We start from the raw sequence: 26,388 nt of genomic DNA on the forward strand, positions 1-26,388 counted from the left end.
CCCTCCCCCATGACCGAAAAAGCCCTCCGGGAACTCGCATCCATCCTCAACCCCACCAACCACATTCCCCCAGGAGAAACCTCCCTATTAATCGCTGTGGGTGCTGTGGGTAAATCCCTGGGGATAACCATCCGTCCCCCTGCTAAATCGGAAAATTCCCACACTTTAGAAGCAATAGCCCGCGCTTCTGGTTTTCGTACCCGTCGCGTCACCCTCACCCCTAATTGGTGGACAACAGATTGTGGCTCCCTCCTGGCTTTTACCAAAGACGCAAATCAACCCGTCGCCCTCTTACCCATCAAAGGGAAAAAATATGAGATACTAGATCCAGCAGAATTGACCCGTTCCCCTGTCAATCGCCACACCGCAGCCAAACTCGCACCCATTGCCTATACTTTTTATCGTCCTTTCCCAGATAGGGAAATTACTGTCTGGGATGTACTGCAATTTACGTTCAGGGGACATACGGCAGACTTGATAAAAATTATCTTAGTGGGGGTGATTGCCAGCTTATTTGGCATGGTAACACCCTTCATCACGGGTATGTTCATCGATTATGCCATTCCCGACGCAAATCGCCAATTATTAATCCAAATGGGACTGGGCTTGTTTGCTGCGAGTTTTGGGGTGATGATATTCCAACTAGCACAAAGTTTCACCATCCTCAGATTGCAAACCCAAGTCAGTTTTGATACTCAAGCTGCGATGTGGGATAGATTACTCAAACTCAAACCCGCTTTTTTCCGCCAATATTCCACGGGGGATTTACATAATCGGGTGTCCGCAATTTCCCAGATACGTGACCGTCTCAGTAGTAGTATTTTACGAACTTTGTTTATCAGTGTGTTCTCCTTGCTGAATCTGGGATTGTTGATAGTCTACAGTTTTCCCCTGGCATTGGTGGCAATGGCGATTGCGTTGGTGGCAGTAATTGTGACTACCATCTCCGGGATAATTACGAGACAGAAAATGCGCCCCTTACAACAGCTTTCTGGGGAAGTCTTTGGACTGACGGTGCAGTTAATTGGAGGAGTATCCAAACTGCGGGTAGCAGCAGCAGAGTCAGAGGCATTTGCTTGTTGGGCAAATAAATATACTCAACAGGTAAAACTGATCTTAAGTACCCAGTTGGTGGAAGATTTACTCACGGCTTTTAATGTCATCCTACCTCCAGTCAGTTCTATGGTGCTGTTTGGGTTGACTGTGGCTTTAATCGGACAATCTCAAGGACAGGGATTATCTACGGGGACATTTCTAGCATTTAACGCTGCCTTTGGCATATTTATCACCAGTGCCGCCAGGTTGAGTAATACCCTAATTGATATTCTAGAAATCACCATTTTATGGGAACGTGCCCAACCGATTTTACAGACAAAGACAGAAGTTGATGCTCACAAATACCATCCCTGTAAGCTGCATGGAGGCGTAAAATTAGACCAGGTATGCTTTCGTTATCGCCTGGATAGTCCCCTAGTTTTAGATGGTATCACCCTGGAGGCACAACCAGGGGAATTTATCGCCATTGTGGGGGTATCGGGAAGCGGAAAATCCACCATTGTCAGGTTGCTGTTGGGCTTTGAAACCCCGGAAGCGGGAACCATATTCTATGATGGCAGGGATTTGTCAGGTTTAGATATTGCCGCAGTGCGACGACAGTTGGGGGTGGTGCTGCAAAATGGGCGAATTATGAGTGGTTCGATATGGGAGAATATTGCTGGAGGTGCTATTGTCAGCCAAGAAGAGGCTTGGGAGGCATTGCAAATGGCAGGTTTAGCCGAGGATGTGCAAGCAATGCCTATGGGTATCCATACAATTATCTCCGAAGGCGGTGGCAATTTATCCGGGGGACAGCGACAGAGGTTATTTATTGCCCGTGCTTTGGTACACAAACCGCAGATATTGTTGTTTGATGAAGCCACATCTGCGTTGGATAATCGCACCCAGGGGATTGTGACTCAAAGTTTAGAACAGTTCGGGGTGACTCGTGTGGTAATTGCTCATAGATTAAGTACCATTCGTCACGCAGATCGGATTTATGTGCTGGATAGAGGGAAAGTTGTCCAGCAGGGGAGTTTTGCAGAGTTAGCGGGGGTGGAAGGGTTGTTTGCAGATTTGATGGCGCGACAGATGGTGTAGATTTGGAATTGGGAATGGTATATGCAAACCATTGGTTTTCATAATTTTCATTTGTAGCGATTGCCTTAATCCACTCTCTTTACATTTCTTTAGAGACAGCCTCTTAAAGGTTATACCTGACTTTTTAGGCAACCATCCGATTTGCATAGCTTGTTTTGCTGTCGCTCAACTCTTGCGGTGTTATTCCGGGGTTATAGCTTACTAGTGAGTCAGTCTAGTTTATCAAAGCCTCACCCAGCACTCCGAACAAGGCCGCCTAATTGCAACGAGTTCTTAAATCTTCTGAAATATTAATATCAGTTTTATATAGAAATAAATCTATGCTGTACTAGCAATAATCAATCAATTACTTATAGATTTTGGTGTTAGTAAGAAACTCAGTTAAGAAAAATTTGATAATTTCGCTCAATAGCCTTATTTATTAGGAGTTTCAGCCGCCAATGTGGATCAACTTCCTTGCGAAGTCGTGCTTCGCAGGCTGGGGCGGCTGGGGGAGAAAAAGAAAACTGCGATCGCCCTTTTATTTCGTGTAATAGGGGTTTGGTGACATCTGGGGAGAACGGTGTTTTGTACGAGTGTGAACTTTACTCTAATATGAATCGACAATTATGAATGTGGATCAGTTTGCTCACGTTCCTATACAAACTGGTCATTGAGATTCCAACAGAGCTACGAGAAGGGGTAGCGTGAAGGTAGCTGCGACCAGAGGCAAACTAAACCGTATAGTTTAAAAATGAGGAAAATTGTACTAGTATGAACACTTTATTTTCGGAGTTAATAGGATGAATTGGAGTATTTTCTTGGCTGCGCTTGGTAGTACGAGTGTGGAGTTTTTCGAGGTGGTAGCGATCGCCTATGCTGTTGGTAGTTCGGGTTATGTTAGAGAAGCCATTTGGGGTTCTATCGTCGCGTTGATAACTGTGTTGTCTGTAGCACTCGCTCTCGGCACTGAGTTACATTTATTACCATTACAACCATTGCAAATCTTAATTGGCGGGTTATTGTTGTGGTTTGGTTGGGGATGGGCGCAGAAGTCTGTACGCCGACTAGCCGCAGGAAGGCGTGCAGGTTGGATTAATGATGATGTTCTGGAAAAAGAGGGTATTGTTTTAGAACAGGAATCTGTGGGATTTAGCAAACTGAATTTCCTGATTATGACTAAAAGTGTGGCGTTGGAAGCCTTGGAAATCGTTGTGATTGTGATGACGTTGGGTTTAGCAAGCAGCGCATGGTCTGAGGCGATCACAGCTACAGGGTTAGCTTTATTATTATCTTTAGTTGTGGTAGTTTTTTTACATCAATATTTGGTGAAACTCCCAGAAGTGTTAATCAAACTGGGTGCAGGAATTATGCTCAGTGCAATGGGGACTTTTTGGTTAGGGGAAGGTATAGGAGTAGAGTTTCCTTTTGATGAGGTTTCGATTCTGATTTTGATGACTTTATATAGTCTGACAGCAGGTATTTCAGTATATTGGTTCAAAAATCAACCTGTAACATGAAAAAAATAGCTGAAGATTGCCGTTACTGCTCCGTAGTTTCTAAAGCATAACTAAGAAGACCCCATTGGCACAGCAGGTACAGTTGATGAATGTTTGCTGGTGGAAGTACCCCACCCTTGGAAAACCAATCTTTGGGAAGCAAAACCACAATTTCAACTTTGCTGCAAGTTGTAGAGACGTTAGTATCCCAGCCTATACGATACTTTAAAACTAGATTACTGGCGCTCGCTCCCGATAGGTATTGAGCCTCAAGGAGCGACCGAGCAAGTAGCTTGCGACGCATTGACTCTTGAGGAGCTTGGGAGTGCGATCGCACTCTTTGAGCCAATACCTCGCAATAGAGATTCGCAACAATGGCTGTCTCAAACCTTTATAAGTCAAACTTTTAAGTAACTAATAAAATAGAATTTCTTAATTTTTTCTTACATTGATTTCTTTTAAATTCCCCTTGAATCCATCTTGGTTTTAATAGCTGCCCCAAGGTCTTGTAATGCCGCTTCTATATTGCGGTAACTTGCTTTACCTTCATAGATAGTACCACCGAAATCATAGGCTCTAACAAAGGAGTTAATGTGTTCCCTCTCTCCAATTTCAATCCAGCCGTGTTCTTCTACAAAGCGTGAAATATAAGGTTATTTTTCTTCAAAGGTGTTGGATTTTGGCATTTGCACTTTTGAAAAACTTATTGAAATTATCGCATCTTTCCGAATTCTTTAAACCCGGATTTCTCTACAATTACTCAAGCGCGTTGCTTTCACTATGACTTTCTCTCATCACCAAATCAATTGCCGAGTCAATTAACTCAACCACCTCAGTTTCGTAGTGATAAGTTTTAAACTTAAACTTGCCTACCTGTTCCAGTTGCTTAGACGGTCGATGTCCATATTTTTCTTCATACATTTGTAGAGCTATAGTACCGATAGTTGTCATCTGTCCAGGTGTGGCAGTGAGTTTACGTTCTTGTAGTCTAGACGCAATGGTGACGGTGGTTGGTGTTGCACTTGCAACCGTTTTGGCTTTACTTAAACGCAAGAAAGTTCTGGTTAGTTCATCAATTGGTGAAATGAGTAAAGCCATTAAACCAGTAAACCGTTTTGCAGGTTTATCTGTTTCTACCGCAATCTTTAATGCTTCTGGTTGTCCAACCGCGATAAATGTCCCTTGAGCGCGAGTCATGGTAGTGTAAAGCAGTTGACGGGTTAACATTCGGTAGTTAGACATTAGCAAAGGGAAAATCACATACTGAAATTCACTGCCCTGACTCTTATGGCACGTTATACAAAATGAGTGCATGATTTGCTCAAAGTAACCAGGATAGTAATCAACAATCGTGCCTCCTTCAAATAAAATCTTCACCATTTGTTTTTTCTCATCTACTGCCATTACCTGTCCAGTCTCGCCGTTCATTACTGGCGGAACGGTATCGTAACGATTTTTAAGTTGTATCACCCTATCCCCAACTCGATACACCACCGAGCCGACAACAACTTCTGGCTGGTTACATTTTTTGGGATTAAAGATGGGCTGAAGAAGTTTATTGAGATTGTGAACACCAGCCGCCCCTTCCTTCTGGGGTGCTAACACTATTACGTTTTGATTTAAATCTACATTCTCTTTTTTCATTGAGGCGACTAATTCAACAATGCTTTTAGCTGTCTTTTCTGGTGAACTAGCTTCTAGCATGGCGCACTCTCCTACATCCATCCACGAAGGAGCCTGATTAAATTTGTCCAATGGCGGGACTGTACCAAAATTTACGTCACTAGCTGCATAGATAATTGGGCTGTCCTTTCGCTGTCGATAAATAGTTTGCAATCTTGTTGTCGGCACTATTTCAGCACAGAGCAAGTCTCGCAGCACCATTCCAGACCCAACACTCGGTAATTGGTCTGAGTCTCCTACTAACAAAATTTGTGTTGTTGCTGGTAAAGCTTTTAATAGTGAATTAAATAAGAATATGTCCACCATCGAAAATTCATCAACAATCAGCCAATCAATTGGCAGGAGATTATGCTCGTTATAGTGAAATGATTGTCCAATTCCCTGCCATTGCAGTAGACGGTGAATGGTGCTGGCGGACATTCCAGTTGATTCTTTCATTCGGTTCGCTGCTTTTCCGGTTGGTGCTGCAAGTGCTATATTCGCCCTAGTAGATACCAACCATTGCACCAAAGTTTTTAACACATAGGTTTTCCCGCGTCCTGGCCCGCCTGTGATGATACTAATAGGATGTTTAACTGCCATTAATAAAGCACTGATTTGTTCAGGACTCAAGCGTGAGAGTTCACGATGTTCTGGGGCTTCAAAGTCCGCTAACCAATGTTCCAGATGTTCGGTCGAGTAAGTTGGTTGATTAACTAAAGTTTGGATTTTTAACGCTACAGAAAGTTCAGCGCGGTAGGCGGCTCTAGCATAAACACTATTGGCTACCTCGCCATAAACTAAAGTTTGGTTCTCAACTAACTTACCAAGAATAGTATTCAAAGATTTATAGTCTGGTGTGTGGTGAGGACGCTGGAGCAAAGAGAAAGAACGCGCCAGCAAATGAGATTCAGGTAGAAAACAGTGACCCTCACTTAAAGCCTCTTTCAAGACATGGAGTAAACCTTTTTCGTAACGACTATCACTTGTAACTGGAATACCCAGAGATATTGCCAACTCATCAGCAGTTTTAAAGCCGATGCCCTCAATATCATCAATTAATTTGTAAGGATCGGTTTTGAGTACCGATGAGGTTTTATGTCCGTAATGCTCACAAATCTTTAAGGTTAACCTCAGTGACGTTCCTACCGCCAAAAGCTGGGCAATAGCTCCTCTTGTCGGATTGACTTTACTCTCTGACCAAGAAGAGGTAATTTTAGCGATTCGATATTCACCAAATCCAGGGATTTCATTTAGTCTTTCTGGATGGGCATCTAATACCAATAAGGTGTCATAGCCAAAGTAGTTAACAAGAGTTTGGGCCGTTTTTTTTCCAATTCCTCGAAAAAGTCCACTTTCTAAATACTGCTGGATTTCGCTCAAGCTTAATTCTGGAATTTTATCGACTTGAGGGAACGAAATCATCATGCACATCATCCTCCATGCAAGGACAGCATTCTTGCCTGATTAAATTGGCTATCACCTATTTGATCACATTTTTCAATAAAATATCAGCCACTAACAAAAATAAACATTTGCCAAAAGACAGATTACCGTTATCTTCAACTGTAACGGTGCAGCTAAACCAACTCACTTATGAGCCGAATCATCGCAGTTTTTCATCAGGCGGGACGTGCTGCCAAAATCTCCCTCACCCAAAACCTGGACTACTAGCACTTCCCTGACGTTAAAACTCCACTTCACACCACTCAACCACGCCGTTATAGGCAGTAACATCTTGGGTTCTCAAGTGCGGTGGCAGCGATTCATCATCAAATGTCAACGTTATCACATGAGTATCTTTGATGCTCAAAGAACATTTTCTGATCTCGCTTACTCTTGCAGTCAACCTGCTTCTTGTGCCAATCAGATACTTAACTGATAATCCTATTTTCATCTGGGCAAGTGGTATGGCCATTGGTCATCTCCTGTTTCCGCAAAAGCGCAAAAGAGAAACTATCAACCTATCTATTTAATCCATTGGGTAATATAGCCCATCTTTCTCATTAAACCGCCAAGAACGATGAATAAAGTCGCGGTCTTGTGTCCACCTCTCAAAATCTTTTTGGCTTGATGTTGCACGTTTTTCTTCGATGGTAGATGCTGTAGTGCCAAACCGCTTTGCTAAGTCTTCTGCATTGTGGGGTTGAAGCTTGACTGGCGCACTCGTCTGATAAGAGTAGCCGCCTGATTTGTTACGTGACCTTGATGTATTGATACTATTGTGCATTTGTATCAATGCCCCTTCAAATCTTGAAAGTTTGTGAGCTAGTTCTTCGAGTTTACCTTCGAGATTAGTTAATCTTTTTTCTTGCTGGTCGTTGCTACTTTCCCTCACACTTTCCTGGAAACGAAAAAACTCCTCTTCCAGTTGATACAAGCGAATTTCTACACTTACTTCTGTACCCGGTACATCGCCTAAAATCTGGTGTAGTCCTTGGATAACCAAATCTGTAGCGGTGGTTTTCCGTTCTCTTGCTGCCTTACGAAGTGCATTTGCTAATACTTTGGGCAGTTTGAAGTTAATCGATTCCCGTTCTACGTTCGCCATTTCTACACACAGTACATACCTCGGTATAGACAAAGTTTACCACTTTTATTTCTGCAAGCTTCTGCAAATAGACACTGGATTTAGAAGCAATCGCCTATATGATCTCTTAACAAATCTGTGCATTTTGCACAGGTTGAACTCGTAAGGCAGTTAAAAATGTAGATATAAATTAATTTACACTTTTGACCTGTGTATTCTCTGAGTTCAAAATGATAGGGTTTAAACTTCAAAACAATGATAGTTGTCCTGGAGAAATATTACCTCGCCCAAATCGATGGTAATAAAGATGACAGCCACTTTATATAGACAATAACAACCGCTTCTACAACGTAGAAAGAACAACAACAACAGCCCCAATTCTTGCGTTAGGGTAGAAACAACTTAATTTCCACAACGTAGAAAATGGTCAAGGTAGAATGGGCGATATCCCCTGACACGGAGTCACGATTTAGTTGTGTTTTTGACCAGCAAACCTGCCTACCTATAGAACCAATCCAAAGGTTTTTGAACTATTGTAGAAAGCGACAATTAGCACCTAACACAGTCAGTACATACGCTTATCGATTGGTAGACTTTTGGCGCTGGCTAGAATCCAAATCTCTCAACTGGTATGAGGTTGGGTTAAATGAATTGGCAGACTTTGTGAATTGGTACTTGCTAGGTGGCGAAGTTGAAGCAATATCAGAAAATGTGAGAGAAATTGTTGCCAAAAGGAGTCCTCGCACTGTCAATCAAGCAATCACCGCCATCCAAGAATTTTATACTTATCACACAATTGAAGGCAGGATTGAGGAAAAACATTTCACGAAACTAACGCATAGTTGGGGAAAACGAGGAGGCTTTCTTAGAGGAATCGCTAAAAGCAATCTACAAAAGAGTAAACGCATCAAAATAAAAGAACCAAAACTCTTTAGTGGTTGTTTACTAGATGAAGAAGTCGCAGCCTTAGCCAACGCCTGTACAACTTATCGAGACAGGTTAATTATCATGCTGCTGCGCTCAACAGGAGTGCGGCGGGGAGAACTGTTAGGATTACACCTGGAAGATGTGAAAAACTTAGATGTCAGTGGACGCATTCGGATTGTACGCAGAGAAGACAATCCTAATCGCGCAATGGCTAAAGGAAGAGAACGAGAAATCCCTATTCTTTTCCAACGGTCAGCTATTCAAGAGACATTTCATGCCTACTTATTAGAAGAATATCCGCATAGAGCCGAAACTTTGGGACATGGAATGTTATTCGTCAATTTATCAGGTAAGTGGGTAGGACAAGCGATGTCTTTAGTTCGCTTAAATAAATTATTTGACCAACTTCATAAACGAACAGGAATTAAAGCACATCCGCACTTATTTCGCCATACCTTCGCTACTAGAATGCTGCAAGATAATTATCTTGACCAATATGTACAACAGCTTTTAGGACATCGTTCAATTGTCACAACAAAAGACATTTACAGTCATGTTCTTGATGAAATGACCCTAGAGCAATACTTAAGAGAAGAAGAAAATTAATGGCAGAAGCATTTGCACTACAAGCATTACAGAAGCGAATTGCACTCTCTGAGTTAGGGAAACAGTGGATTAATGACCCTTTAATGAATCAAGATGTTTGGTCACTGTTAGAGTTAGGTTATAGCCAAGAAGAATGTCGAATTAATGGACATTATCATCTCTACTTTCACAAGTTTTCACTGCCTTGGTTAAAACATCTGACCCAACTAACCATTAAAGCCAGCGTTCTTGAGCGATATTCCCTCGGTCGTATTATTCATCGCCTTGGCTGTTTAAAGCATTTAGATCGTTTTTTATGTAAGTATGGATATACACAACCCCAATCTTTGACAGAAGCACTCCTTCATCAATTTATTAGTGAAATTAATAGCGGTAATCGTCAGAATGCGATTGCTTATGCCCTCAATCTTTGGAAAGAAGAACAGTGGCTAGAAATTCCCTTTATCCCCATCAAACTTAAACAAAATACTCCTAAAATTGAGACCATTCCAGAGGAAGTACTTTACCAAATCTACGAAAAGTTTGACTTATTCCCCCCGACAATTGAAAGACTGTTTCGCTTGCAATTGGTTTTAGGCTGCCGCATTGGAGAAATTCTCACTATGCCACGCCATAGCCTGAAACAGGAAAGTGACAAATGGTTCTTACTACGTTGGGTTGAAAAACGCCAACACTGGCGGTTTGTTCAGATTCATCCTTTAGTAGCTGAATTAGTCCAAGAACAGCAGAGATTTCTCGATGCTCAATTTGGGAGAGATTCTGAATTCGATAAACTATTTTGTACCGTTTATACTCATCATCAAAGTATTCCTTGGGCTGATAGAGAACTAGACACAACACTGTTCTATAAACCCCAAACAATTACCAGATTGAGAATTAGTAACTGGCTAATTAATTTTCGAGAAGTAGCAGACTTAAAAGACAAACATGGCAACAGATTTAAACTCACTAGCCATATGTTTCGCCGCACCAAAGCCAGCATTATGGCTCATTGTGAGGTAGAGGATGAGTATATCGCCGCCGTACTAGGTCACGGTTCCTTAGATATGCTACCTCATTATCGTCAGCGTTCGCTTATCAGGTTAGAAAAAGAAGCTAATCTCAAAGGTTATGTGGATATGTATGGTCGAGTTACTTCTTTTAAACCAAGAAAAACTAGGTATGAAAAATTAGCTAATCTCCTCAAAGTTAGTACCCCCCTGGGAGAATGTCATCGTCCTACCATGTTAGGAGATTGTCAACATCGCTATGCCTGTCTAAGTTGTCCTCATCATCGGATAACGCCCGAAGATAAATCCCAGTTAGAAGCTGACTTGAACCGCTTACAGCAAAACTATTATCAAGCTCAAAAAGATGGACAGTCAAGACGAGTAACTGAGATTACTAACTTATTAGCTTTAATCCAAAAACGTCTTGACGGTTTGTCAGAATTACAACATCTTCAAGAGCATAAAACTAATGGGTAAACGCAAGCATCCACCGATTTCAATTCACCAAACCCTTGACGGTACTTTACAAGTAAATTGGTCAGAGAACTATAATCATGAATTCGTTTGTCCCCTTTGTAATCGCGGACGATTGAGCCATTTTTATTACGACAAGACAACACTGTGTCAAATTCAATTAAGCTGTGAAGCTTGCCACAAATCCACTCCCCTCTCTTACCAACTGAGAAAGTCCCCACCCATCTCAATTCATCAAACGCTTGACGGTACTTTACAAGTAAATTGGCAAACAGATTATGCTGGCGAGTTTATTTGTCCCAACTGCAACCAGGGAAAAATTAACAATTTTCATCACTCTGAAAAACCTATTTGTAAACTGAGACTTAAATGTGATTCATGCTCTCAGATAACTAACTTAACTTGTGAAGTTCCTCAACACCCACCTATCTCAATTCACCAGACCCTTAACGGTACTTTACAAGTCAATTGGAAGACAGATTATGCTGGTGAGTTTATCTGTCCTCAGTGCAATCAGGGACAACTCAACAGATTTTCTTACTCGAAAGGATCTGTTTGTAAACTGAGATTGGGATGTGATTTTTGTCATCAAGTAACATACCTGACTGGTAAATTTAAACATTTACCAATTTCCATTCACCAAACTCTTCAAGGGACTCTATCAGTCAATTGGGCAGAACAGTATGTTGGCGAATTTATCTGTCCTCAGTGTAATCAGGGACAAATCAGCAAATTTCATTATGACGATGGACTTAGTTGTCAACTCAAACTAGGATGTAATTCTTGTTCCCTTAAAACTCTGCTTTGTTGCCAAGTTCCGCCTCAGTTTCACAGTTATCGTCAGCATTTAGTTTGTCCTAATCCCCTGTGCCATCAAATTGGCCCTAATGGACAGAAAGGGTGGATTTACGAGACCTTTGGAACCAATAGCAGCCAGAGTAATTGTCGCTGTTACTTCTGCCACATAAATTTTCACCCTCACGCCACAAGTTATGGCAGTTGGGTTGGGTATCAACAACAAGAAACTTTATTGAATTTCTGTTTTGATGATGATGTTTGGGATTTTCGCTATTTTATCAAAAACCCACCCGTGAAAATCCTTAACTTTAAGTCAATTAAACCTGAGTGGTTTCGTGTCCTAGTCAAGCAATATCTATATTCCTTACTCAAATCAGGTAAGTACTCAGCTAGTGCAAAACCGATGAATTCTCTGGTGGCTTTGCGTCAGTTTAGTCAAATTTTGAAGCAACATCATGTCCACCAACTCTCTGATATTAAGCGGGAACTAATCTTAGCCTTTCTCGACCTCAATCAAAGTAACTGTAATCGAACCATTCGAGAAAAGCTATATATCCTCAAAGATTTTTTTGATTTTTTAGGATTAGAATCTCAAAGTTTAGTTCGTCATCGAGATATTCCTAAACAGACAATTCAGGACGTGGATTGGTTGGATGAAATCACCCGTCAAGGAATTAAACAGCATCTCGATAAAATTCCTGCTCCTGTTGCTCGTCACTACTTAGTGCAAGAATTTACGGCTGCTCGTCCAGCAGATATCTGTCAAATGGCTTTTGATTGTTTAGTTGAAGAAAACGGCCAATGGTATATCAAGTTTTATCAGCATAAGGTAGAACGATGGCACAGACTACCTGCTTCTCGTGAGATTAGACGAGTTATTGAACAACAACAGCAATGGATTAGGAAAATCTTAGGCTCAGATTACCCCTATCTGTTTTGTCATTTTAGAAGTATTAAACAGAGTTCTTACCCATCATTTTCTAGCATCAAACCATTACCCAAACCCCCGCAAGTAACAGCAGATGAAAACCCAATGGTTCGTCTTATTCGTCTGTTAATAGAGCGAGAAGATATTCGTGATAGCAATGGTATTAAACCCTACTTTACAGGTAAGATTACCCGCGCTAGTCGCCTGCAAGAAGTGAGGGCTAAACATGGAATGGAAGCAGCTCAACTCTATGCTGACCACCTCAATAGTGAAACGACATTTCAGCACTATGCACCTCCCACTAGGGAGCAAGTAGCGGCAGTAGATTTACCTTTTCAGGAACTACTGCTGAATTCACAAAACCGCTTCCTCCCCTGGCAAACCTTACCTGAAAGCCTTCTCAAAAACCCGAAAGCCTACGAACTCGACCTGGAAATTTCACCTCGTCTGGTGGTCTATGGTCACTGCACCCTTGACCCCAAAACAAACTGTATCTACAACCTCTATCCCAAATGTTACGGCTGTGGTAGTTTCCGCCCCAGTACCAGTAAATTACCCCTTTATGAACAGCAATATGCTGGAGAACAAAAACGCATGGAGTCAGCTAAACAAGCTGGAGCTACCCTCGCTTATTCTGAATCCAAGGCTACCTTAGAAGCAATGGATAAATGGCTATCAGATTTGAGGAAAGTTGCTCATGACCAAGCAACATAATCGGGAAAAACAGACTGCTGTCCTTCTCTCAGCCCAACAAAAGCGAAAAGAACACAAACGTGAACAAGTATTTCGCGCTATTGAAGAGATTCAAAAAAGCGGTAAACCCTTGAATTTCCCCAATATTGCTCAAGTCGCTGGCTGTTCTATTTCCTATCTTTATAAATGGACAGAATTAACTGAATACATTCATGATTTACAGTCACAAAAAACACAGCAACTCAACTCATTAGAGTCGAAAGAACCAGGACACCATAGCCTCAAAACTCTAAGTGAAGTATTCAAGCAACGGATTCGAGAACTGTCAGATGAAAATAGAGAATTAAAGCGACAGAATGAAAACTTGAGGGGTCATGTGGCTGAAATTTTCGAGTTGAAGTCCGAATGTGAACGACTGCGAACACAAATTAAGCTGTTGACCACACCTGAATCATCCCCAAAAGTTGTTTCTTTGAACTCGGTTCCCAAGAATTCTGATAACGTCGCACTCCAGAATCCATCTCCAGAAATTACTCGCTTAATTACCGAAATGGGCATCAAAATCGGCGTTAGATTAAAACAGGAAATAGCCAAACACGAGCCAGAGAAAGTGAAGTTGGCAATATCTGCTTTCCAGCAGTACCGAAGCCATAACAGTATCAAGAATCCCGGTGCTTGCTTGCTGGCAATGATTCGTGATGAAGCTCTCCCTAATGTTCCTCAAAAGGCGATAACTCCTGTTGAGGATGAGTTTGAACGTTGGTATCGTCAGGCTATTGAGAGTGGTTTCTGTCAGGATATTCCGAAAAAATATTTACCCGTACAGCAAGGAGAAATTTTGGTTAGAGTCAGCAATGATGAATTTTTATCAGGTTATGAACTACTCTCCTGGCGAATAGCTAAAGCGAAAATGGAATTGGATGAAGATTAATCAATATCTTGACTATGAGTCAACTCTTTTATACCCTCGCTTTTCTCTTCGCTCTTGCAGCTTGTAGTAAGTTATTAACGCTGCTTGATAATCAGGGCAATCTAAATCTTTTGACTTGCCGAATCCTCGATATATAGCACTGCCCCAAGTTTTAGTGATCGTCCATTCTCCAAATAGGTTTTGGCAAAGGGTTAAGGTGTAGAATCGCGTATCTCTTTGCCACTTCGATTGAAGCCATTTGTCAAGTTGGTAGGCAATTTTTACAGTCATCTCAACCACGTTTTTGCTGCTCAGGAGCAAGAATCTGTCAACACAATGATTTTAATAATTAGGCTCTGAAGAGTGAGGTACTGAGTCAAAAATACTAGTTACATTTTGTAAATTTTTCTGTTCCCTTTTAAGGGAGTTCTCATGGGTTACGTTGTAGAAGAATTTCACCTAATTCAGTCACAGTAGGGCTTCTACGACGTGGATTCTACATAAGCCACTACATAATGGGGCAAGATTTTCTAAGCGATTATCAGCAGGATTTAGATTCCAATGATGCACCTGCAACGTGTAAGCTCGACGTTGAGATAAAGTCCAATTAGGAGTTTTTTCTCCTGGTTTTAAGCAGAGTTTATGGCATTTTTGACAACGCCAGCCTACTGATTCCTTGACCGCAGTAGCTATTTCTTTCCAGTTTTCAGGATATAGCCCTCGACTCATGCAAAATTTGATAGCTTGTTATCGCTTAAATTATCAATGATTTTATCAGTTATCGGACTTCCACAAGTATTTTGCAGAAATATCTTGGTATTACCAAATTCAGTGATGGACAGATATCCGCTTGTTGGGGTCTTGCTTTCTTACCCATACTAAGAATTTCTGCATTTGCGGTTCATTGCGAAGTTTTTCTAGGGTGTTAAGTTCCTTTGCAAGTAACTTGTTATCAAATAAGGCATGAATTTGTCGGTGACAAGCAGAACAAATATTTGCGGTGGGGCCAGGTTCTTGCTTCTTGCGTTTAGTATTTTGTCGGGCAATTAAGTGGTGGACAGTTAAGGACTCCATCTCTCTTTCACATAGTTCACAAAAGATTGTTTTTTCATACTTTTTGTTATTAGCTCAACTTATTTTATAAAATTACTAAATTTCTATTGCTTTATGTGCATAAATATAATAAATAAGTCGTATAGCCATTGTTCAACGCCATGATATTTAAAACAAAATTACAATTTATAAAATACATTTTTACTAACAAACAACTAAATAATATAATTATTAAATCTACCTAATTATATTCTCAATATTTAATTTTCATGACACGGTTCGTACATGATAAATTCGCCAAAGACTATTTAGAAGAATTATTAAAAGATTACGGAGAAGTCAAAGCATCAGAAAAAGTCTCAGGAGAGATTAAAGAGATAGATGTTTTATTTACTCCTTTCCAACAGCAAAACTCTAATTTACCAATTCTCGGTTTGCTAGGAAGACTTGCTGAACATCCTGCAATAATAGAACCATACCGTAATCCAGCTTCTCTAGATGAAATTTGTGACTGTATTCTCAAATTATTAGAGGTTAAGGCTCTTTTACGACGAGAAGCTAAAGCAAATAAAACCAAACTTCAGGACTCAGCAATTCCCCAGTTGTGGGTTTTGACTCCAACCATATCTGAAACTAGATTGTCTAGCTTTGGAACTGTACAAAAAGAAGATTGGTTATCAGGAGTACATTTTCTTCCAGATGCTTTCCGAACAGCAATTGTGGCAATACACCAACTACCGCCGACACCAGAAACTTTATGGTTAAGGCTTTTGGGTAGAGGAAGCGTACAGTCACAAGCAATTATTGAGTTGCAAGCGTTACCATTAAATCATCCATACCAGAAAGCTACACTTGAATTAGTCTACAACTTGCGCGAAAACTTGAGAGTAAATGAAGAATTAGAAGCAGATGACCAGGAGTTGATCATGCGATTAGAACCACTTTATCAAAGAGATAGAGAACAAGCCAAACAAGAGGGAAGACAAGAGGGAAGACAAGAAGGAAAGCAAGAGGGAATCAAAGAAGGAGAACAAAGCTTAATACTTCGTTTACTCAATCGTCGTCTTGGTGAAATTGATGCTTCATTAATCGAGCGAGTTCAAAAATTATCTGTTGAACAATTAGAGAATTTAGGAGAAGCATTATTAGATTTTACTACTGTTGTTGATTTAGAAAATTGGTTCAACCAGCAATCGAGATAAATATCATCAATAGATTAGTTAATTTATTACCAAGTCGGGGATAAACTCTCCGACTTTTTAAATAAAATTTGATAACATTTAAATTTTCAATTATATGGTTAGCTATCCTATTTCAGTAACACAGCGATCGCCTGCATTAAATCGGTAATGGACGGTTATTTCCCTCAGAACAAGTTATTGGTGTTGAGATTGGGCAGAACGTTCTTTATCAACTGCTTCAGCAATAACCTGCCGCAGCCATTCAGACCGATTTGGCTTATTTCGGACATAAGTATCTAAGTCTTCTGGAAGTAGCACAGAAATAGGTTTTGCACCGGATTTAACTCCTACTCCTTTTGATTGAAAGCGAGTGGCAATATCATTTCTTTCCATAAGAATGAGTCTCCTTAGATAAGTCAATTCTAACAAATCCCGTATATATATGGCAATATATTAGTTATTTTAATCATGAATTCCTGATTTTTCATATAAAAACCCATATATATATGGGATAATAAAAGAGTAAGGAATAGGAACGGAGCGCCACAAAAACTCCCGGTAACGGAACCGAACCGAAGCGTGAAATTTAAGATGTAGCGCCAAGTCCAAACCTTTTACACCAACAACAGAAAAAGCACCCCCGACTACTAATCTAAAGGTGCTTTTTCTGAGTTCTTATCACTACGAGGATTCTAACACATGAATTTGTTTTCTAACACTCTAATATTTCACTCAGAACTAGATGCTCAATTAGTTGCTGAACAGATTTATAACTACCGTCTTGAAGGTCATATTTTAACCTTCCCTTATCAAGAAAAACGAGCAGTAGAGTTAGCAATTGGTCTAGCTGGCGTTGACTTACCAATAGAAGAAGGTGCTAACTGCTTGCTCCCATTTCCCAAGCATGAACGTGAATGTCAAGATGATGATGTACCCCAGATTTATGTAGCTTGTTTATCTGCATATAACAACGGTAAACTTCACGGAATGTGGATAGACTGTACACAAGATGCTTCAGACATTCAAGATGATATTGAGTGGATGCTATCTTGGTCGCCCTGCTGTAATTATGAAGCCTGTGAAGAATGGGCAATCCATGATTTTCAAAATTGGCATGGTATCCATATTGACGAATACGAAGACATAGAAAAATTAGCCGAACTTGCTCAAATATTAGCAGAGCATGGTGAAGCCTACGCCGCTTATTATGAATATGACAGTAGTGACGCTACTGTAGAAAATTTTCAAGAGCATTACTGGGGTGAATATGAAAACGAAGAAGATTTTGTTTACAACCAACTCGAACAACAAGGATTGATTAAAAGCTTAGAAGACATGGGTATTCCTAGCTTTTACCTCAATTTATCAGCAATAGCCCGTGATTGGTTTATCGATTCTTACTATTCAGTAGAGGAAAGTTACAACAAAGTCTACGTTTTTAGTCGTCACTAATAAGATCATGGGGTAGTAGTTAACTACCCCTGACTAAATCAATTAAGGAATTTCTTCTTTCAATTGAGCAATTAAAGCTTCTGCTAATCCCAATAATGATGATTGTGGAACTAAGATGCGGATTTGATTGGCTATAGATTCACAAAATTTCTCTCCTTCTATCACAGCATCTTCTCCTTGAGATTGAATCCTCATTGCTTCTATTTGAAAAACTACTGCTTTTAGCAAAGCTAGTTTCTCTTCAGCATTTAGCCATTGAAAGGTATTACCATAACGAGATTGCAATACATACAAATAACTGTTATCCGGGACAGCAACATATCTATTTAATGGCTCAACCATAATTTTCCTACTTCTTTTTCAATGAGAAAAGCTGTCAATGATACTTTAGTTAACCATTTAACAAATTGACGTTTATCAACTTGCCAACCTGAAAACTACTCAACAAATTAACGTTTACGCTTGAAGTGATTTTGAGATGGCTGTTGGATGTAATCACTAGGAATAACCACTTTTGTTTTATCCAATCGCAAAAGATAACAGTAGCTTTTGGTGTTAGGACAGGCAATCACAGAAGGAAAGTTAACACCCAAAGCAAAACCCAAAGATATGTAAATTCCAAACGAACCCAAATAAAATAACCAACCTTTCCACCCTGAGCCAATCCAGCGTGTAAAGTAAATTAAATTGAGTTTGAATTGCTGCGATCGCTGGCTTCTAAGTTGTGCTTGTTTCTGTTCAATTTCAATCCACTTCTGAGATTCATTGAGCTTATCTAAGGCTATTTGAGTAGCTCGAATCTTGGCTTTTTCTTCAATAACTTTATGTGCCTTGACCTCAATAGTATGTTTTTCCTCGGCTATTCGGATGTTGACCCATTCTCCGATGTCGGCGGCAAGCTCATTAAAGGCGGCTGCGGCTGGAATATTGGGGAAGTCGGCTTTTTTCCCATGACCCTAGACTTAAATCCGTTTCGTAATTCCTGCCATTCTTGTTGAAATTGGGGCGATCGCATTTCCTCTAACAAAGCCTGTAGATAGAGTTTAGGTAGGCCAGACATATCTCCTTTGGCTTTCTGTCGCACCATTTCTTGAATTAACTGCCGTTCCTCCTCACCGAGTAAAGCCGTAGTTTCCCCAAGTTCATCCAGAAGTTTATCTGTATCTACATCTGCTGCCGAGTTACTTATCCCAAAATGTTGTGCAACTTCGTCTAAAGATTTATTTTGATTTTTGATTAAATCACAAGCTTCCAGGAAGCGATCGCACTGGGCTTTGTCATATTCATCCTGGTCTTGAAGTCCACAAGCTTGCAAAATAGAGAGAGATTCACCCAGCGTGATTTTCATACCAACTCGCTCTTTAACTGTAGATAACAATGCAGAGATATCTAAAGGTTCAGCAGTGACTTCATTCTTCCCAAGTTTAAATTTTTTTCCTTTAGGTTTTGGGCTATTCTCTGATTGCTGCCTCACTTCTAATTCTTGTTGGAATAGATTTGTAGCTTCTTGGTAGTTTGTGACACGCTCAGAAGTAAAGTATTGACGAACAGTATCAAAACCGGATTGGATATCTTCATCAGCATACTCATCACAATCTGGAGACAGGCCACAAGCACTGAGAGTTGCATTGACATCTTCCACAGACAGGGAATAAATATTTTGCAGAGCTTCTTTAGTGTACGGCATGATTGTTAACTCCTACTTGAATGCTTCATCTAGTAGCTCGTCGTTTTCACAACTCATTAGTGATCTCAAATCTTGCTCACCATCACTTTGATTGAGAGTAGGTAAAGATTTTGGTGTAGAACCATCGAAATTTGGCTCAAGGTCAGCATCATAATGGAAAGGATTGGTGAGTATCTCCTGATTTCCCAACTCACTCTCCAAACCAAAAACATGGGCTAAATAAATAATCTGTTGTTGCAGTTGATAGATGGCAGTTCTGGCCTTCAGTTTCAAGTCAGCATCACTGAATCTCCCAGACCACTTGCAAGCTAAAGGATGCCAAAAAGCAGCCAGCGCCCAGGTAATCATATTGTGCCGTGGGAACTCAAGCAACTTATTCTTAGGACTGAGATATTTAATCAGTGTGGCATAGGGGGAATGCTCACTAATTTGAAAGCGAAAATCGACTTGTTTAGGCATGAGTCGTCATCCTTTCAGCACTTCCACACAAGTAATAAAAGAGTCCGTAATTATCGGTAAGTCGAAATTCCAATCCATTACGGGACACATCAGCTAAAAAGTTGCGGTTGATTTGTGCCTCTAGTTCGTTACACCAGACTTTCTGGACATAAGGAAACAGATTATTTAACTCACGAGATAAATAGTGAGCAGTACCACCTGCAAATATAATTTCGTCCACATCAGAGGGGATGCGACTACGTAACCAACTAGTAAGACTAATCCAGTATTCCTCCCGCGCAGTTGTTACTGCTGATCTAATTTGAGAAAGTTCTGTATCTCGTAAACCAGGGTCTTGAACCCGTACCAAGTGAGTTAAAGCCTTGGTGCTGATTTTAGAACCAGCCTTAGAAATAGCCGCGGCCAACTTCAGGGGTTTTTGTCCAGACACTAAACGTTGTACACAGCCAACTAACTTGTTAAATCCTAAATCCTCTGTAATCCCCTGAGAAATCATACCTCTGTCCATAATCAGTACAGAAATATTGCGATAACCAATCATGATCACCGCGATTTTGCACTCCTTGAGACTAGAACCAGGAGCGCGACCTCGTGAAATTAAACCAAAACCTTCTGGACGACAAAGAAAACTTTTTAACTCAAACGAATGTTCCACTCCGCGAAAACGAAAACCAGCCAGAGCTTCAGTCACTAATTGTTCAAATAATTTGCGGTCTTCGTACTCACCATAAGGCAGCAGCACACCTAGATTGATAGTTGCACCATTAGGTAGAGATTTTTTCTGCACAAGAGCGCCCACAAGAGCCAAAGTCTTATAAAGGGCGAGTTCAAACTTCGGTTCAGAAAGTTTTAAATCTGCATAGAATCGGTCTTGGGCGAGAAACCCAACAGCCCGATACTGTCCTTTGTACTCAACCCAAGCAGAATTTTCAGGAGCCGGACTACCAACACAGCTTGACTCGTAAGCTACAAGACTAGCGACAGGAACTTGGGCAACTTCTGGTTCCATCAGTAGTAGTTCCGGCTGGAAGGATTTGAGAGTGTAGAAAATCTTGCTCAGGGACGAACCTGGGTCAAATGCAATTGTTAAATCTGCCATCGCTATTTGCTTGGCTGAAATCCTTTATTTATTAAACAACAAACTGCTAAAAAAAAGGCAAAATTAAGGAATTTTACAAAAAGGTAAATATAAGGAATTTCAATGGTAAATCAATGGCATTTCAATGGCAAATAAAAGGAATCATCCTCTCGAAAATTCCCAAAATATAGAAAATTTCGGAAATTTTTGCTAATCAGGAGAAAATAAGGTAAATCAATGGCATTACTAAGGTATTTTCAAGGTATTTGTAAGGTAAATATAAGGATTTTGCATTGAAAAACTGAATTTACCAGAGGGATTTCTCCCTCTGGACTCCCTGCCAAAAACTCTCGCACAGTACGCAAAAAAGTTTTGCCGAAAAAATCCGGTTTAATTTAAAATTTGAAAGGGAAGAACAAAGTATGTAAATGAATATTAAGTTTTGAATTATCCAGCACTACAGAAAGTAACCTTTAAGGCACTCAAGACAGAAGCACATCAGATGATGGCGATGTGTTTTTGGAAAAGTAGCTCTTATTGGAGTAGTCTTCTGCCTTCTTCACTCAAAGATTCTGCTAGTGTGGTTATTCGGGTAAGCTGTTTCAAAAAAGTCAATTGGGTAGGTTTTAACTTTTGTAAATATCATGCCCAGGCAGTAGAAGTCTTTAGAAAGCTACCAGAGACCGAACGATTTTTTTATGAGATAAAGCCAAATCATTATGCTGCATTCAAAGTTTGGTGTATTGATGAGTGCCACTTTAAAAAAGTCATCAGCGAACTCAACAATTATGCAGAAATAAAACTTGAATTTTTAGTCAGCGACCCCAGTCAAGTACCTCAATTATTCCAAGGTTTGAAACTCGAATTCTCACCCAGGAATGTACAACCATGCTGACAGGAAAAAATACCCAACCACAGCAAGCTGTACATTATTTCATGGCAGGTTACTACCAAGAAGGTAGTTCACGTTGGTCTGGTAAAGGTGCAAAAAAATTAGGATTGTCAGGAGCAGTTGAACATCAAGAAACCTTTACTCATATTGTCAATGGGCGATCTCCTGATGGTAGCCAACAACTGAGCGCCAGAAAGTTAGATTCATCACAGCGTCGGTCAGCAACTGACTTTACCTTCTCTGCGCCAAAAAGTGTTAGTCTGCAAGCATTAGTGGGTGGAGATGAGAGATTAATTACCGCCCATACATTGGCGGTACAAAAGACCCTATCGCTGATCGAAGAACGCTACAGCTACACCAGAGCGACAACGGACAAGGGACAGCAACTTATCAAGACTGACAATTTAGTAGTAGCAGAGTTTGACCACATGGAAACCAGAGAACTCGACCCACATCTGCATACTCATGCCTTAGTTATGAATATGACGCAGCTAGAAAATGGCTCATGGTACAGTCTTTTCAATGATGAGATTTTTAAAAATAAGAAATTTCTGGGTATGGTGTACCAGAACTACTTAGCAGTAGAGGTGCAGAAGTTAGGGTACGAGGTAGAAGCCTTAAAACATGGGCAGTTTGAAATTAAAGGTTTTTGCCAACAGGACTTACAAGAATTCTCCAAGCGCAGACAGCAAATATTAGATGCCGCCGGCGAAAATTCAACATGGGTAGAGCGAGAAGCAGCTTGGACTGCCACTCGCAACTTGAAGCAAAAGATTAATCCAAGTGAACTAAAAGCTAGGTGGAGAGAAGAAGCTGCGGCACTGGGAATCGAGTTTGTACAACCTCTAGAAGCACAACCAGAACTACAACCAAGATTAGTCAGCTATGAGAATTTGGATACGGCGATCGCTCACTGTTCCGAAAGAAATGTAGCCTTTACCCAGGAGGATTTGGAAAAGTTCATCCTCAACCAAGGACTAGCTACAGATGTTAGAGCTATTGAACCTTTAGTTAAAGCTAACCCTGAATTACTCAGCCTGTCTCCAGAAACCCGTGATTTTACAACCTTGGCCGCAGTCAACCGGGAACTGGCAACCATTAAACTCATGCAGTCTGGACAGGGCAAGGTCAGCCCACTCGCTGAACGAGAAGTAGTTGAACATCATTTGGCCAAAACTGCTTTAAACATTGATCAACGTCGCGCAGTAGAAGCGGCGGTCACAACAACAGACCAGTTTGTGGCATGGCAGGGGGTAGCTGGTGCTGGGAAAACTTTCGCCCTCAAGGAATTAAAAGAGATCACCACCGATTCTGGCTATACCATCAAAGGCTTTGCTCCCAGTTCAATGGCTGCCAAAGTTTTAGGTCAAGAATTAGATATCCAGGCCGAGACTGTTGCTAGATTGCTAGTTTCTGAACCGTCACCGGAAATTGAACCGAATCAAATTTGGGTTGTGGATGAAGCAGGGTTACTTAGTGCTAAAGATGCCTTTGCTCTTTTAGAACGAGCTACTCTTGAGCAAGCCAGAGTTTTGTTAGTGGGAGATACAAAGCAGTTATCAGCTGTAGAAGCAGGCAGTCCTTTTAAGTCTTTGCAACAAGCAGGAATCAAAACCATTCATTTAAATGAATCTCATAGACAACGTGCGCCAAAGTTGAAGTTAGCAGTAGACCTAATTGCTGAAGGTCGCATTGAAGAAGGTTTTGAACGCCTCGATGAAAACGGTTGTATTCATAGCGTTACAGCCGAACTTAAAATTGATACGATTGCCCGTGAATATATGACAGCCACACCCATACAACGGGCGCGAACCCTGGTACTAGCAGGCACAAACTTTGAGCGATTGGCTATCACTCAAGCGATTCGGCAACAGATGAAAGTCGAGGGTAGTTTAAGGAATGGGACAAACATCACCCAACTACAAGCCAAAGACTTAACCTCAGTACAAAAGCGTTACACTCACAACTTTGAACTGGGTGATTTGGTTATGCCCATCCGCAGTTATAAACGCCGGGGGCTGTCCAAGGGAAAACTATATGAAGTAGTAGGTAAGGATACTGACCAATTAATTCTCAAAGCAGAGGATGGGCAATACTTTCAAGTAGACACGGGATTTAACAAGGCAGTTTATCAACATCAACAGATTGAAATTGCCGAGGGCGATCGCTTACGCTGGACGAAAAACGACCGACAATTGGGACGGCGCAACGGTCAAGAGTTCGTCGTTAAAGCAATTGCAGGTGATAACGCACAAATCCAATATTTAGAAAATGGTCAAACTGAATTTATTAACCTGCAACAATCACAACATCTAGATTATGCGCTTGTCAGCACTACATATAGCAGTCAAGGTAAAACTGCTGACTCTGTACTGATTGCTACTGACAATACCATCGGACAAGAAAGCTTTTATGTTGCCGTCAGCCGTGCTAAGTATTCCCTTAAGCTTTATACAGAGGATAAATCCCAATTACTGAATTGGGCGCAACATAGTAGAGCTAAGGAAAATGCCTTGGCGCTGCTGCGGCAGAAGGAATTAATGAAGCAACGCCAGTTAGAGCAAGAGAAGGAAATAGCTGATGCGATTGTAGCTAAAACAACTACTACTCAGCAGGGAATAGAGGTAAGGGAGCGGAGGAGTGGGGGAGCTTCGGAGCAGGGGAGCGGTACCGCTTCGCTCCACCCGCAGGGTGGAGCAGAGGAGAAATCTTATACTAATTCTTCCCCTCTGCCCCCCAGCCCCTCTGCCCCGAAGCCCAATTCTTCCCCCCTGCCCCCCTGCACCCTTGCCCCTCTACCTCCTATCCCTACTCCCAAGCCAGTTATTAAGAAACCAGTTCCTAAAAAGACACAGCCGACAGTAGCATTTTGGACTCCTCTTCATGTGGGTGAAGCCTCTGAACGGCTGGATTTTGAACACTGGCAAGAATTGGTAGAAGGTAGTGCTATTCATCCTGAAATTGCCACCCTTAACTTCAAAAGTCTGCATCAGACTCTTGATTGGGAGCATGAGGCTTGGGAATATCTGATGTACAGTGAGGGGTTGCCTCGCACTAACACAGGTAAGTTATCGTCGGGAATTATGAGCAAGTATACTCATATTGAATCGGGCGGCTGGTGGTGTGATGCTGGTGTCAATCCTAAGTCTTTTGCTGACCTTCAGTCGGGGGATAAACCTGATAGAACATTGTGGGGATGCTACAAACCCAATAATCCCAGAGAAAAAGCTGATAACCCCAGCAAACTCATAAAATATGAGCATCCACCCAAAACTGAACTGAGCATTTTCCTATTAGATGTGCCAGATGATATAGCAGGGCGTATCTATGAAAAATTTGGGGTACAGCCCACCGAACGCGATCGCACCAGTGGATTCTGGTATTGTGTTTGGAAGTACAACCTACCAGTTACGATCACCGAAGGAGCCAAAAAAGCTGCCAGTCTTTTGAGCCAGGGTCATGCAGCAATTGGACTGCCTGGAATTTATGCCGGTTATCGCAGTAAGGATGCGCTTGGCGAAAAGGTGAAAGCTAGGCTCATGGATGAGTTAGCTGTTTTCGCCACACCAGAACGCGAGATGACTTTCTGCTTTGATTATGAGACGCGACTTGAGACTCAGCGAAATATAGAGATTGCGATCTCACGTACTGGTGGACTACTTGAAGAACGTGGAGCTAAAGTCAGTGTAGTGACTTTGCCAGGGCCAGATAAAGGCGTTGACGATTTAATTATGGCAGTGGGGCCATTGGCATACGAAAAAGCGTTTTATGAGGCTCTCACCCTTAAAGCATGGCGAGACCATAATAATAAACAACGGCACTCACCGCCAGCGCCACCCAAAAAGTTGAGTGAACAGGAACGTAAACAACGACTCCAACAGCGTTTTTCAGGTCAACTTACTCCATCAGCATTTAAGAAAGCAATCGATGAACTAACTAACCAAGAGCTACTGTATTTAGAGCAAGGTATTAAGGAATATTTTTCAGAACCAGCAGCACAAGTGCCGTCTGCAATTGATAGGCAAGCAATTGAAAGTCAAATTACTCAGCTCCAACAAAAAATTGAGAGTTTGTGGATAGAACACGCTCAACAAGAGAAAGCTATCAAAGCAATGGAGTTGATTCCACTCCATAAGTTGAGTAATAAGTATGACTTATTGCTAAATCAGCAATTAGAAACTATTAGCACTATCAAAGAATTATTTACTCAAAAACAACAACTCCAATCAAATACTAGCCAATGGGAAATCCAGGTTCAAAATCATGAAACCTGGAAGAGAGAACACAAAACTATAGAGATGAGTATTATTTATAATTTACTCAAATCTCCTCAATTACAAGAGCGTCTCACAAGCATTAAAGAGACACAAAGACAAAGGGAAAGAGAAATTCAAGCTAAATTGACTATTGACCGTCAGCCTTCACCACAACCAAGACGAGGTTTTAGGAGATAAA

At 41.1% G+C, this 26,388-nt stretch carries 21 protein-coding genes; 10 read left to right on the forward strand and 11 right to left on the reverse strand.

Features of this window, described 5'->3' with window-relative positions; all coding sequences use genetic code 11:
• Nucleotides 1-9: 9 nt before the first annotated feature.
• Together H6G28_RS27315 and H6G28_RS27320 are read left to right on the forward strand one after the other, a co-directional pair.
• On the forward strand, nt 10-2,136 hold the full coding sequence (locus H6G28_RS27315) for an NHLP bacteriocin export ABC transporter permease/ATPase subunit (RefSeq protein ID WP_190595171.1): 2,127 nt from the start codon (nt 10-12) through the stop codon (nt 2,134-2,136).
• Between the two features lie 782 nt (nt 2,137-2,918).
• On the forward strand, nt 2,919-3,635 hold the full coding sequence (locus H6G28_RS27320; protein ID WP_190595170.1) for a COG4280 domain-containing protein: 717 nt from the start codon (nt 2,919-2,921) through the stop codon (nt 3,633-3,635).
• 22 nt (nt 3,636-3,657) lie between these two features.
• Here H6G28_RS27320 and H6G28_RS27325 read toward each other — a convergent pair whose 3' ends face one another.
• The 4 genes from H6G28_RS27325 to H6G28_RS27340 form a co-directional block, all read right to left on the reverse strand.
• Nucleotides 3,658-3,963, reverse strand: a complete 306-nt coding sequence (locus H6G28_RS27325; protein WP_190595169.1) for a hypothetical protein — start codon at nt 3,961-3,963, stop codon at nt 3,658-3,660.
• Nucleotides 3,964-4,370: 407 nt separating this feature from the next.
• Nucleotides 4,371-6,704, reverse strand: a complete 2,334-nt coding sequence (gene recD2 / locus H6G28_RS27330) for an SF1B family DNA helicase RecD2 (protein WP_199332950.1) — start codon at nt 6,702-6,704, stop codon at nt 4,371-4,373.
• A gap of 259 nt (nt 6,705-6,963) precedes the next feature.
• A complete protein-coding gene (locus H6G28_RS27335; protein ID WP_242054657.1) occupies nt 6,964-7,194 on the reverse strand; it encodes a hypothetical protein in 231 nt (76 codons plus the stop codon).
• Nucleotides 7,195-7,248: 54 nt separating this feature from the next.
• A complete protein-coding gene (locus H6G28_RS27340) occupies nt 7,249-7,827 on the reverse strand; it encodes a hypothetical protein (RefSeq protein ID WP_190675650.1) in 579 nt (192 codons plus the stop codon).
• 504 nt (nt 7,828-8,331) lie between these two features.
• Between H6G28_RS27340 and H6G28_RS27345 the strand changes: the two genes are divergently transcribed.
• Genes H6G28_RS27345 through H6G28_RS27360 form a run of 4 tightly spaced genes read left to right on the forward strand, consistent with a single transcriptional unit; the run spans nt 8,332 to nt 14,152 of the window.
• Nucleotides 8,332-9,339 (forward strand): tyrosine-type recombinase/integrase, encoded by a 1,008-nt coding sequence (locus H6G28_RS27345; protein ID WP_199332951.1) that lies wholly within the window; start codon nt 8,332-8,334, stop codon nt 9,337-9,339.
• Nucleotides 9,339-10,805, forward strand: a complete 1,467-nt coding sequence (locus H6G28_RS27350) for a tyrosine-type recombinase/integrase (RefSeq protein WP_190675654.1) — start codon at nt 9,339-9,341, stop codon at nt 10,803-10,805. The genes H6G28_RS27345 and H6G28_RS27350 overlap by 1 nt, the downstream gene beginning before the upstream one ends.
• Nucleotides 10,798-13,242, forward strand: coding sequence for a site-specific integrase (locus tag H6G28_RS27355; RefSeq protein ID WP_096586110.1), 2,445 nt, complete (start codon nt 10,798-10,800; stop codon nt 13,240-13,242). Before H6G28_RS27350 ends, H6G28_RS27355 begins: the two co-directional genes overlap by 8 nt.
• Nucleotides 13,226-14,152, forward strand: a complete 927-nt coding sequence (locus tag H6G28_RS27360) for a DUF6262 family protein (RefSeq protein ID WP_096586109.1) — start codon at nt 13,226-13,228, stop codon at nt 14,150-14,152. The genes H6G28_RS27355 and H6G28_RS27360 overlap by 17 nt, the downstream gene beginning before the upstream one ends.
• 447 nt (nt 14,153-14,599) lie before the next feature.
• Here H6G28_RS27360 and H6G28_RS27365 read toward each other — a convergent pair whose 3' ends face one another.
• Together H6G28_RS27365 and H6G28_RS27370 are read right to left on the reverse strand one after the other, a co-directional pair.
• Entirely contained in the window at nt 14,600-14,860 is a 261-nt protein-coding gene (locus tag H6G28_RS27365) for an HNH endonuclease (protein WP_190675656.1), read from the reverse strand.
• A 99-nt stretch (nt 14,861-14,959) separates the two neighbouring features.
• Nucleotides 14,960-15,232: an HNH endonuclease gene (locus H6G28_RS27370; RefSeq protein WP_190675716.1), complete on the reverse strand. Its 273-nt coding sequence runs from the start codon at nt 15,230-15,232 to the stop codon at nt 14,960-14,962.
• Between the two features lie 221 nt (nt 15,233-15,453).
• Between H6G28_RS27370 and H6G28_RS27375 the strand changes: the two genes are divergently transcribed.
• Nucleotides 15,454-16,386 carry a DUF4351 domain-containing protein gene (locus tag H6G28_RS27375; protein WP_190675658.1) on the forward strand — a complete coding sequence of 311 codons (933 nt, stop codon included), beginning with the start codon at nt 15,454-15,456 and terminating at the stop codon, nt 16,384-16,386.
• A 174-nt stretch (nt 16,387-16,560) separates the two neighbouring features.
• On the opposite strand, the gene H6G28_RS27380 is transcribed toward H6G28_RS27375, so the two are convergent.
• Nucleotides 16,561-16,758 (reverse strand): hypothetical protein, encoded by a 198-nt coding sequence (locus tag H6G28_RS27380; RefSeq protein ID WP_190675660.1) that lies wholly within the window; start codon nt 16,756-16,758, stop codon nt 16,561-16,563.
• A 306-nt stretch (nt 16,759-17,064) separates the two neighbouring features.
• Here H6G28_RS27380 and H6G28_RS27385 point away from each other — a divergent pair, with 306 nt between their 5' ends.
• On the forward strand, nt 17,065-17,817 hold the full coding sequence (locus H6G28_RS27385) for an antirestriction protein ArdA (protein ID WP_190675661.1): 753 nt from the start codon (nt 17,065-17,067) through the stop codon (nt 17,815-17,817).
• Nucleotides 17,818-17,859: 42 nt separating this feature from the next.
• Here H6G28_RS27385 and H6G28_RS27390 read toward each other — a convergent pair whose 3' ends face one another.
• The 4 genes from H6G28_RS27390 to H6G28_RS27405 all read right to left on the reverse strand — a co-directional run bounded on the left by H6G28_RS27390 (nt 17,860) and on the right by H6G28_RS27405 (nt 21,062).
• Nucleotides 17,860-18,159, reverse strand: a complete 300-nt coding sequence (locus tag H6G28_RS27390) for a hypothetical protein (RefSeq protein WP_190675663.1) — start codon at nt 18,157-18,159, stop codon at nt 17,860-17,862.
• A gap of 517 nt (nt 18,160-18,676) precedes the next feature.
• Complete coding sequence (locus H6G28_RS27395) at nt 18,677-19,504, reverse strand: hypothetical protein (protein ID WP_190675665.1); 828 nt, start codon at nt 19,502-19,504, stop codon at nt 18,677-18,679.
• 12 nt (nt 19,505-19,516) lie between these two features.
• Nucleotides 19,517-19,963 carry a hypothetical protein gene (locus H6G28_RS27400; protein ID WP_190675667.1) on the reverse strand — a complete coding sequence of 149 codons (447 nt, stop codon included), beginning with the start codon at nt 19,961-19,963 and terminating at the stop codon, nt 19,517-19,519.
• Nucleotides 19,956-21,062, reverse strand: a complete 1,107-nt coding sequence (locus tag H6G28_RS27405; protein WP_190675669.1) for a ParM/StbA family protein — start codon at nt 21,060-21,062, stop codon at nt 19,956-19,958. The genes H6G28_RS27400 and H6G28_RS27405 overlap by 8 nt, the downstream gene beginning before the upstream one ends.
• 421 nt (nt 21,063-21,483) lie before the next feature.
• Between H6G28_RS27405 and H6G28_RS27410 the strand changes: the two genes are divergently transcribed.
• Together H6G28_RS27410 and mobF are read left to right on the forward strand one after the other, a co-directional pair.
• Complete coding sequence (locus tag H6G28_RS27410) at nt 21,484-21,936, forward strand: hypothetical protein (RefSeq protein WP_242054658.1); 453 nt, start codon at nt 21,484-21,486, stop codon at nt 21,934-21,936.
• On the forward strand, nt 21,930-26,387 hold the full coding sequence (gene mobF / locus H6G28_RS27415) for a MobF family relaxase (protein ID WP_190675671.1): 4,458 nt from the start codon (nt 21,930-21,932) through the stop codon (nt 26,385-26,387). Before H6G28_RS27410 ends, mobF begins: the two co-directional genes overlap by 7 nt.
• The last annotated feature ends 1 nt before the right edge of the window (nt 26,388 follow it).

This window comes from Nostoc sp. FACHB-190 (assembly GCF_014696905.1).
GTDB lineage: Bacteria > Cyanobacteriota > Cyanobacteriia > Cyanobacteriales > Nostocaceae > Nostoc_B.